At 40.9% G+C, this 10,359-nt stretch carries 9 protein-coding genes and 1 pseudogene; 4 read left to right on the forward strand and 6 right to left on the reverse strand.

The features are described 5' to 3' along the window. Nucleotides 1-27: 27 nt before the first annotated feature. Genes DU53_RS11965 through DU53_RS07435 form a run of 3 tightly spaced genes read right to left on the reverse strand, consistent with a single transcriptional unit; the run spans nt 28 to nt 1,641 of the window. Nucleotides 28-402, reverse strand: coding sequence for a hypothetical protein (locus tag DU53_RS11965; protein ID WP_153020841.1), 375 nt, complete (start codon nt 400-402; stop codon nt 28-30). Next, on the reverse strand, nt 339-1,124 hold the full coding sequence (locus DU53_RS07430; protein WP_161484777.1) for a vWA domain-containing protein: 786 nt from the start codon (nt 1,122-1,124) through the stop codon (nt 339-341). The genes DU53_RS11965 and DU53_RS07430 overlap by 64 nt, the downstream gene beginning before the upstream one ends. A 13-nt stretch (nt 1,125-1,137) precedes the next feature. Next, nucleotides 1,138-1,641, reverse strand: a complete 504-nt coding sequence (locus DU53_RS07435; RefSeq protein ID WP_015868754.1) for a hypothetical protein — start codon at nt 1,639-1,641, stop codon at nt 1,138-1,140. Between the two features lie 1,217 nt (nt 1,642-2,858). On the opposite strand from DU53_RS07435, the gene DU53_RS07440 reads away from it, so the two are divergent. The 3 genes from DU53_RS07440 to proB all read left to right on the forward strand — a co-directional run bounded on the left by DU53_RS07440 (nt 2,859) and on the right by proB (nt 6,351). Then, nucleotides 2,859-3,632, forward strand: a complete 774-nt coding sequence (locus DU53_RS07440) for an N-acetyltransferase (RefSeq protein WP_015868757.1) — start codon at nt 2,859-2,861, stop codon at nt 3,630-3,632. 392 nt (nt 3,633-4,024) lie between these two features. Continuing rightward, entirely contained in the window at nt 4,025-5,269 is a 1,245-nt protein-coding gene (locus DU53_RS07445; RefSeq protein ID WP_015868758.1) for a glutamate-5-semialdehyde dehydrogenase, read from the forward strand. Nucleotides 5,270-5,271: 2 nt separating this feature from the next. Continuing rightward, nucleotides 5,272-6,351, forward strand: a complete 1,080-nt coding sequence (gene proB / locus DU53_RS07450; protein ID WP_015868759.1) for a glutamate 5-kinase — start codon at nt 5,272-5,274, stop codon at nt 6,349-6,351. Nucleotides 6,352-6,497: 146 nt separating this feature from the next. Here proB and DU53_RS07455 read toward each other — a convergent pair whose 3' ends face one another. The 3 genes from DU53_RS07455 to DU53_RS07465 form a co-directional block, all read right to left on the reverse strand. Further along, a complete protein-coding gene (locus DU53_RS07455; protein WP_015868760.1) occupies nt 6,498-7,337 on the reverse strand; it encodes a carbohydrate ABC transporter permease in 840 nt (279 codons plus the stop codon). Nucleotides 7,338-7,347: 10 nt separating this feature from the next. Then, the gene (locus tag DU53_RS07460; RefSeq protein ID WP_015868761.1) at nt 7,348-8,214 is read right to left on the reverse strand and encodes a carbohydrate ABC transporter permease; all 867 of its coding nucleotides are present in this window, start codon (nt 8,212-8,214) and stop codon (nt 7,348-7,350) included. 91 nt (nt 8,215-8,305) lie between these two features. Next, complete coding sequence (locus DU53_RS07465) at nt 8,306-9,616, reverse strand: ABC transporter substrate-binding protein (protein ID WP_015868762.1); 1,311 nt, start codon at nt 9,614-9,616, stop codon at nt 8,306-8,308. Between the two features lie 349 nt (nt 9,617-9,965). Between DU53_RS07465 and DU53_RS07470 the strand changes: the two are divergent. Continuing rightward, nucleotides 9,966-10,359, forward strand: a pseudogene (locus DU53_RS07470) (ISNCY family transposase); the annotation flags it as partial.

Below are 10,359 nucleotides of genomic sequence, written 5' to 3' on the forward strand. Positions count from 1 at the left end.
CCGGTTTTTTATTCCATGTCTATTATATCAGTAAGTTACTCCCGCCAGGTGAAGTTCTCCACGTTTACCATCGGGTCCTTCAAAGTAAACATCTACATTATGAGTAGTGGCTGGTGAATCGCTTTCAAAGATGATAAGCCACGAAGAGGCTATATATTCAGTGATTCCGATGGCGGACAGATCGGGTTCTCCGTAAGGATCCTGATAAATGATCAAACCACCGGTTAAAAGCGCGATTTCTCTGGGATCGCCGGGGTGAGAGAAATCAGTATCAGTGGTATTGTAGTACCCGCCGGTAGATGCGACGATGTGAAGGGTAGCAAAGCCATAAAGGGCATTTATAACTTCATCTTTTGTGTATTTTGGGTCGAAGTCGTTTGAGGGCCCCAACCACTCGGCCATTCGAGACCATCAGCGATATCACCAGTATAATGACTAAAAGCATCGGTAATAAGGATGAAAATCCTCTGAGTTCCTCTTCGCCAGGCCATATTGTTCCATGCGTACATTATGGCTCCATAGGCATTTTCAGGGCCATCAGCTCCATAACCAACACCGAGGCCATTAGCGTAACCCTCTGCTACGGTAGGATCCGACAGATTTAGAAATGCGGGGTCAAAACCTATATTATCCGAAGTATCGGCTCTTGCTGGTGCGTAATCACCGTAAGGAACGATACCAACCCTTACATCGAGACCTCCAGCCTCAAGGGCCTGAATGAAGTTAACCATGCTGTTCTTTACACCAGCTATTTCTGTGCCCATACTTCCTGTTACATCGACAATAAAGACAATGTCGGCGCCTCTTCTTTCTTCAGCTTCCTTAACCAGAGCGAATCCTTGAGCCCGATCGTCTTCAAAAACGAGGAAATTATCTGGAGTTAATCCTTCTGCGTATCCAGGTATGCTGACACGGATTTTAACCGCAAGAGGCAGATCAATAGGTGTTAAAATAGGTGCTTTATCAACACTTCCATAAATTGGAACTTCGTCACCCCAAAAATCAGGTTTTGATACCCCAAATGGATCTGGCGGAATAAGGCCAGGAAGCGTTGGAACGATGCCACAGGCTGCAAGAATTATGACTCCCAGTATTATTAAAGCCAGTTTTGTTCTCGTTTTCATTCCCATCACCTCCTCAGAACACCAGTCCGGCACCAACGTGGATGCTGTAAATGCCGGACCAACCAAAACCTATAGGACCACCGATAAGGCCTATTGAGGTCATTGCTTCAGCGAAAATGCGTATGCTACCTAACATTAAACTTGCTCCACCTTTTACGTGGAAAATCCTGTCTGAGTAAATTATGAAAGCAGGAGCCTTTATATCTGCGAGTATGATGGGACCGCCTCCAAGGTAAATTGCAAGGCCTTTGGCTAATCTAATGTTTAAAAGTAACATTGGATCAATTTCTAAAACGCTGATCTCTTTCCAGTCAAGATCCGGTACATCCGATAATGAAGATACCGGGAGAAATGCATTTACTTCGAGTCTCAGTAGACCGTTACCAAGGCCTACGCCAGCTCCTATGAACTGCCTGTTCAAACCACCAAACTCGCTTCCTGCAAGTCCGTGAAAACTGAGAGAAAAAGCATATGTGATCAAAAGAAGAACAGAAAATGTGATCAAAAGCTTTTTCATAACTTACACCTCCCTTCGAGTATGTTTGTATTTTATCAATATGCAAATATTTGACAAAGATTTTTATACACTCGAATTTGTATAAACTGTCAAGAATTGTTAACAGTTCCAAACAACAGTTGTAATTCGTAAAGAAATATTTCCAGAGGCCTTTAACGTTTTCTGTGATGATAGTACTTAAGAGTTTGTAACATGATGTTTGAATTTTTCTGCGAATTATTTTGAAATTGCCACATTTAACCTGAAAGAAATAAATATATTTATTATTTGACTTTATACAAAGCAAACTTTCAGGTAACTAAATTATTATTTCTTACGCAAGGGGAGAATAAAAAGCGCTGCTTTAATTTTGTTGATTGAAGATTAAAGTGAAGGATTGGAATGAAATGAATTGTTGACTCATCCTGACATGATACTCATGAAACTGGCATTAATATAACCAAAGAAAGGACCAGAAGAATAAATGAATGGGATAAAATCCTTGCCACTTTGATGATAGAATTTGATTGGGTGAAATCCTATGTCTGATCTTTTCCGGAGTTTGGGGTTTACACAAAATATGTGACACACCCATTCAGTCAGAAGGATTTAATCTTGATAAAAAAGCACCGAGGATGTCCTATTCCTCGGTGCTTTTTTATATTTGGCCTTTTAGCTTTGAACGTACAGACGCCTTAAAACTTCAATCTTTATCTTTTCTAATTGGTTGTCTATTTCTTTGTAATGAATCTTTTTTTCCTTGTCCATAGTTGTGCTCCCCCTTTCTGCCTGCCCGCTTTCAGAATGCACGGGGCTCGGAATACAACCTCTGTAATGCTTCGATCTTTCTTTCCTCGATCTGTCTTTCAATCTTTCTTTCAACGATTCTCTTTTTCATTTTTATCCCTCCTATGTGAGGATTTTTATCTTTGACATCAATAATATACCATCAATAATTAAAAATGTCAAGCATAACATTATAAATTTTATGATTGGCTTTCCAAATTTTTTTGAGAGAGGAATGGACATACTAATTGGTATTGAATAAAAGTGGCTTTAATAGCCGAGTTGTGTTTATGAGGGGAGAATGGTCATGTACAAAAAATTATAGTGCACTTTAAAATTTTATGGAATATCCAACAAATTTATTCGAGGTGATCGGATAAATTCCAAAGATGGTGGTATTATATTGATGGGTAAAGAAGAAATTTTTGTTGTTGTGAAAGAGGTGCTGAGGGATGAAACTGATCAGGAAAAACATGAAGATTTTCGAAATTACTGAAAGCGGAAAAATCACTGCCAGACTTATTAATTTCAGAACAGAACCAGAACTTTTCACTGCCAGGCTTGTTATGGATGAGAAAATACACAAAGAGGTTTTTTCTAATTATCTGGACAAATTGGCGGAACTTCTAAAAAGGACCTTTCCTGATAAAACTATTGTTTTGAACATAGGAAGGGTAGACAAAGAAATCAACGGGCCCCATTTTGAGGTAATTAAAAGGGTCCAGATGGAGTTAGAGATCGATAAGTTTGGCCCTTACCCTGAAAATGAAAAGGTTGAGGCTTTAACCTTTGAAGATATTGTAGAAAACATTGATAAAATCTACGATGCGTTTTCTCCAGTTGATAAGAAAGCTTTTGGCATAAAGATGAGAGATCAGCTGTTACGCATGTTCGAAGATCTCATGATAAATGAAAAATTCGGGCATTGGCTTCCGGAACTGTCCATTAAAATAGGAACCCCATTAAAAGGATTTGTGACCTGCGCCAAGATGGACGGCCCATCAACGAACGGGGCTTTCTTGATAGCAGATCTTCTTGTGTTCGAAAAATTCAGAAGGCAGGGGATTGCAACCTCTTTGATGAGAGAGGTCCTCAGGCGTGGAAAAACCAAGGGCTTTTCTAGGGCGATATTATCAGTGGCGGTTAAGAATCCTGCAATGCATCTTTATGAAAGGCTCGGTTTTACGATTACTGATTGGAGTTGTTTTATGGTGGTAGATAATTGAAATGCGGAACTTCGTTCCGGATACTGGAATTGCCTTCGACAATGTTGCTATTTTTTATCATAGGGGTAGAACATGTTCTGCCCTTTATAAAAACCTATTACAGGGCACAGCATGCTATGCCCCTACAATAATGGTTCTCGGTTATCGGTTTTTCAATTCTCTAGTACCTAACATCCAATCTCGCTCTTTTAGCAGGCGCTCCCAGCATAATTACCGTAAACAAACCCAAACATCAACGGTGTTAGCCGTTCTCGAATCTTGAATATCGCTTCTCCTTAAATTGCTTCTAACCGCAATTTCATAAAAAAACTGTAAAATTCAAAAAATTCCAAGATCTCGTATTGATTAAACAGTTGATAAATCCCGAGAATGGGATAAAGGGGGATGAAAAAATGGAAGAATTAATCCAAAAAGCACGTTCGGTGAAAAAAGCCAGCATAAAACTTCAATCCGTTTCAACCGTCCAGAAGAATGAAGCGTTACTTCAGATTGGGGCTGCGCTCAAAAGAAAGGAAGATGCCATTCTTAAAGCCAACAAAATGGACGTAAAGGAAGCACGAGATAAGGGAATCAGAGATTCCTTAATTGACCGTCTCGCTTTGAATCAAAAACGAATCGATGACATGATTCAATCATGTCACCGTGTTGCAGGTCTTAAAGATCCCGTAGGTGAGGTTATCGCTTCCTGGGTGCAAAGTGATGGTTTACGTATAAGTAAGGTCAGGGTTCCCATCGGGGCGATTGGAATAATATATGAATCCAGGCCAAATGTTACCGTAGAAGCTTCTATCCTGGCCCTAAAAACAGGTAATTCAATCCTTTTGCGTGGTGGCTCGGACGCATTTCACTCCAATATGGCTATCGTAAAAGCGATCAAAGAGGGACTTTCTCGCAGTTCTCTTCCCGTGGAATCAATTGAAATTGTTGAAAGCACAGACAGAAAACTGGTAGAACAGATGTTGAAACTTCGGGAGTATCTTTCGCTTATCGTTCCCCGCGGTAGTAACAGGTTGATTCAATACGTCGTTGAAAATTCCTCCATACCGGTACTTGAAACGGGTGTTGGTAACTGCCACATATTCGTAGACGATTCTGCGGATCTTGAAAAAGCCTTAGAAATTGTGGACAATGCAAAAACCCAGCGCCCGGGAACTTGCAATGCTGTTGAGACACTTCTGGTGCACCAAAGTATTGCAGCAGCCTTCCTCCCTATGATGGCAGATCGCCTTTCAAAGAAAGGTGTCGAAATTAGGGGATGTAGCCAGACACAGAAATTTATAAAAGTTAAACCCGCAACCGATTCTGATTGGGAAACCGAATTTCTCGACCTCATTTTGGCCGTTCGCGTGGTCAATTCACTGGATGAAGCGATAGCCCATATACAGAAATATTCAAGCGGTCACTCTGAGGCGATCCTTACGGAGAACTATTTCAACGCAAAAAAATTCGTTGAGAATATCGATGCCGCTGCGGTTTACGTGAACGCATCCACCAGATTCACTGACGGTGGGCAGTTTGGCTTCGGCGGTGAAATCGGAATCAGTACGCAGAGACTCCACGCAAGAGGGCCTGTAGGACTCGAAGGCTTGACCACTTATAAATACGTGATTCTTGGTGATTACAACGTGAGGAGATAATTATGGCAAAGATAACCATAAAAGTTGGTAGCAACCTGTTAGTGCAACAAGACGGTCAGCTAGATAAACGATATATAGTAGAACTCTGTCGTGAAATCGGTAATTTAATGTCTGAAGGACATCAGGTAGTTCTAGTGTCTTCAGGTGCACGTGCCGCAGGGTATGGGTATCTCAACAAGAGCAATGCACAGGAAGCGGATCTCTACATGAAGCAAGCCTTGTGCGCTGTTGGACAGGTGCAGCTTATGAAACTCTATGAAAGTGCTATGAGCTTTTACGGGATCAAAGTAGCCCAAATCCTGCTTACACGCGAAGACTTCAGTCATCGCAAACGTTTTTTGAATCTTCGCAACACGTTAATCGGTCTCACAGAAATGGGAATTCTGCCCATAGTAAATGAGAACGACTCTGTGGCAACCGAGGAAATCATGTTCGGGGATAACGATGTTCTTGCCTCAATGTTTGCAATTGGATGGAATGCCGATTATCTCTTATTGATGACCTCCGTAGATGGAGTTATAGACCAAAATGGGAAAGTAATACCTTTTTACCGTGAGGATACTACAAACATGGCGATTGCCAAAAACGCCTCTTCACGCTGGGGATCTGGGGGAATCACTTCCAAAATCCGTGCAGCCAGAGCTGCAGCCGCAGCGGGGATACAAACTTCTATTTGTAATGGGAAAAAACTAGAAAATATTGCACAATTCGTCCTCACCGGCCAAACTGGAACCGTATTCGAAAGGGTTGGGCCTATAAAAGCCAAAAAAGCGTGGATTGGATTCCTTTCAAAACCAAAAGGCAGTATCTTCATCAATGAAGGAGCAAAAATAGCAATCGAAAACAACCGCAGCCTCCTTCCCGTTGGTGTTGTTCACATAGAAGGGGACTTTCAAGCCGGGGATGTTGTAGAAATCAGATTAGATGATGGTACGTTCCTCGGAAAAGGAATTATAAATTTCTCATCCGCAGAAGCAAAAAAAATAGTTGGTCTAAAGAGCGACCAACTGGAAGATGTGCTCGGATATTCTTGCAGTAAGGTTCTTATACATATCGATAACCTATGGAAACGGGATAATTGATAATTGCGATGTTGGAATCCAGTAGAGCTGACCGATGCTAGGATTGCCTTCGACAATGATGTTACTTCTCGCTTCGCTCATCATCGTTGTCGGTTGTGGGTTGTACGAAAAAGCATCCGGTCTGACCCCCAATAATGAGACAAGGATTAACCCTTGATTCCAGATCTTACGAGACTCTTCACAAAGACACTCTGTAATAGGAAAAACATAAGAAGTGTCGGAAACACCGCACTAACCGTTCCAGCCATGATAATTCCCCAGTTGTTGGCGCCTTCGGCGTCTATTAGCATCTTTACGCCAATTTGAACGGTCTTCATTCTATCTTCCATAGTAACTATCAATGGCCATAAATACAAATTCCAAGCATATACAAAATTTATAATAGCAGCTCCACCTATCATTGATTTGGAAAGCGGGAGCAGAATCTTCACAAAATACGTCATTGGTCCAGCGCCGTCTATCTTCGCAGAATCCTCGAGTTCTTTGGGGATTGTTAAAAAATGCTGTCGCATCAAAAAAGTGTTGGTTGCGCTTGCCATAAAAGGTATTGTTAAAGCCCAATAAGTATTCACCCAACCAAATTTTTTCATTATAGAGAAGAGAGGAACAATCATGAGCGTTTCAGCAGGTAAAAACAGTGTGGCAAAAAGAAATGCGAAGGCAAAGTTTTTTCCAAAGAATTTGAAACTACTAAAAGCATAGCCTGCCAGCGTTCCTGTAATTAATTTTCCAACCGTGATCATAATAGCAACCAATGTACTGTTTAAAAGTAACCTTCCAAACGGAACCGTTTTGAAAGCATCAACATAATTTTGCCAGTGAAACCCCGTGGGATAGAATTTGGGTGGAAATGAAAAAACACTCTGAGGCGGTTGTATACTCATGATCACTGCCAATATTAAAGGCAATATAAAGATAAAGGATACTATTATAAGAACAGTCTCACTTAAAATCGTGTTCATTCGTTTTCTAGAAGAGATCCTCATAGGCCTCACCTCATTGATAATGGACACGGCGTTCGCCAAAAGTAAAATATACTATGGTAACCACTATCATTATCGCCATCAAAATGATGCTTTGTGCGGAAGCAACTCCGGCTTTCTGAAAGTAAAAAGCATCAAGGTATAACCTGTAAATCATATTTGTTGTGTAATTTCCGGGTCCCCCCTTCGTCATGACATCGATTATCGCAAAAGACGAAAACATCGTCGTCACAACATTCATTATTACGAGGTAAAAGGTTATCGGGGAAACTAAAGGAAAAATAATTTTCCATACTCTGGTCATGGTTTTGGCTCCATCAAGAGTGGCAGACTCAAGTAATTCTCCGGGCACATCTTGGATACTTGCGATGTAGAAAAGCATATCAAAAGGAAGCATTTTCCATACTGTTGCAAATATCAAAGCATAGAAAGCATAAGGCTTGGTGGTCAACCACTCGACTTGAAGTCCGAAAACCTTTTGGAAAAAGTAGCTCACATGTCCCACAACAGGATTCAGTAAAAATGTCCATAAGGTTCCTGCGATAGCTGGGGAAATCGCATAAGGTGCAAAAAGAAGAGTTCTATAAACTCTTGTTCCAGGTAGCTTTTGACTCAACAATAAAGCGATTATGAATGCAAGGAAAATAGTAATCGTGACGGAAACAACTACATAGATCAGCGTAAAAACAACCGAATGTATATAATCCGGATTTTCAAAAAGCCTTTGAAAGTTCCTCCATCCAACGTAGCGCATCCCTCTACCAAATGGAAGAACTTTGTAAAAGCTATTTTTCAAAGAATATCCGGCTGGTATATAAATAAATAGCACGATGATCAAAAATGTAGGAATGAGAAGGAGGTATGGTACCCATCTCCGCATCTTTGCACCCCCAATACGACACACAAAAATTTGAAATAGAACTATAATCGGGGCGGATATATCCGCCCCGAACGGACTAAATCAAATTTTATCAATAACCTTCGTATTCTCTTATTGCTTTAGTAGCTTCCCTTTCTGCAGCCGCCAATGCCTCTTCAGGTGTCATATCACCGTTGAGCATCTTCTGTACATAGTTCTCTACAATTGATCTAACTTCAGCAAAAGCACCGATTATAGCACCATTTGTGTTGTAATTTTGAGTCGAAAGGAGAAGTTGCAGGATTGCGGTGAGATTGTGAGGATTTTCACTGTAGTATCCGCTGGCTAATAAAGTCTCTATAGCGTCTTTCCGAACCGGGAAGTAACCGGTACCTTTGTGCCATTTTATTTGTTGTTCCGGTTCAGCCATGAACTTGACAAAACGCCAGGCAGCGTCAATTTCTTCTTTGGGATGTCCAGCAATGATCCATAGGCTCCCTCCACCTATGGCTACACCACCTGATTCGGCATCTTTTGGTCTCGGGAGGAAAGCAGTACCAAGTTCGAAACCATTTTCCTTTGAGGAATCTACCATCAACCTAACGTCAGAAGTGGAACTTATCAACATGGCAACTTTCTGTGATATGAAGAGATTCCTGGCGCCGGTCCAATCGTGAACCTTCGTATTGATCATGTATCCATTCTTCGTCAGATCATACCACAACTTAAAGAACCTTAAACCTGCTTCAGAATTAAAAACAGCCTTCGTGGGCCTTCCGGTTCTACCATTGTTGTTATCAACAAGTGGAGCATTCTGAACAGCCATAAATTGTTCAAAGAACCAACTGTGGAGGTTCCATGTGATCCCAGCCTGGATTATGTTTCCTTTTTCATCCCTAATAGTTAATTTCTTGGCGTATTCAATCAGTTCTTCGAAGGTTCTTGGAGGTTTGTTTGGATCTAGCCCAGCTTTTTTAAAGAGGGTTTTATTATAGTAGAGAATGGGGTTCGAAGAATTAAATGGCATACAATAGAGTTTTCCATTTACTTTATAGTAGTTAAGTACCTGTGGTAAGAAAGTGTTGATATCGAAGTCAGGATCCTTGTCTATAAGGTCCTGCATCGGGACAGCAATCTGTCCATCGATGAGCATTTGTGTAGCGATATCATAACCCTGAACGACATGTGGTGCTGTGTTCGACTGCACGGCGACATTCAGCTTGTTGATTGTATCACCGTAACCCCCTGTATACTGTACTTCAACTTCGATGTCTGGATTTTGAGCCATGAATTCTTCTGCCATTTCCTGGAGGAGCGCTATCCTCCAGCCTCCCATTGCATGCCAGAACTGGATTTTTACCTTGGCAAGCCCAAGAGTTGCTAAAAGGGCTACCAACAATACAATCAGAAAAAACTTTCTCATACAAACACCTCCCCCAAAATTAGGCGCACGAAAGACGCCCCACTCAAGAACAAAATATATTAACAGATTTATAGATGTTTTTGCTACTCCAAAAAAACAAGATATCAACGTTTTGGTATATCAGTTAAAAGAAAAACCACCGCAACAAATTAGTGCGGTGGTTTTCTCTTTGGTCTCTACCACTGCTCTTAGTATAGCAAAATGTGATGTACAAAGTCAAGATTTCGAATTGCTTCAAAAAAAATCTACTCGAAAAGGGAACGTTGCGTCAAAAATAAATCTACTCAAAAAAGAGGGATAATCTTCTCGAATACCCGGGAAGGTAGGCGAGAAGATGAAGAGGTTAGATATGAAAAATGTGGTGGAAGATTATTCAAAAAGGTACAGGAAAGCTCGCAAAAAGGAAAAATCCGAAATTCTAGAAGAGTTCACCCGAGTTACCAAATATAATCGTAGTTATGCATCGTTTTTACTACGAGGAGCTTCAAAAAAGCGAAAGACAACCTCACCCAGCCAGAAAAAGGGTCGAAAGAAAAAATATGATCACAAAGTCTTCGTGAAACTCGTGAGGATATGGGAGATAATGGATTTCCCGTGTGGTAAAAGGCTCGAAGCAGTGATGGGTGAAGTAATAGATAATCTTGTTCGCAATGGGCATCTAACATTGACTGAAGAAACAAAAAGGAAGCTTCTTAATATAAGTGCTTCCACTATCGACAGATTGTTATCCAGCGAGAGGAAAA

It is taken from the genome of Kosmotoga sp. DU53, assembly GCF_001639905.1.
In the GTDB taxonomy this organism is placed as follows: Bacteria; Thermotogota; Thermotogae; order Petrotogales; family Kosmotogaceae; genus Kosmotoga; species Kosmotoga olearia.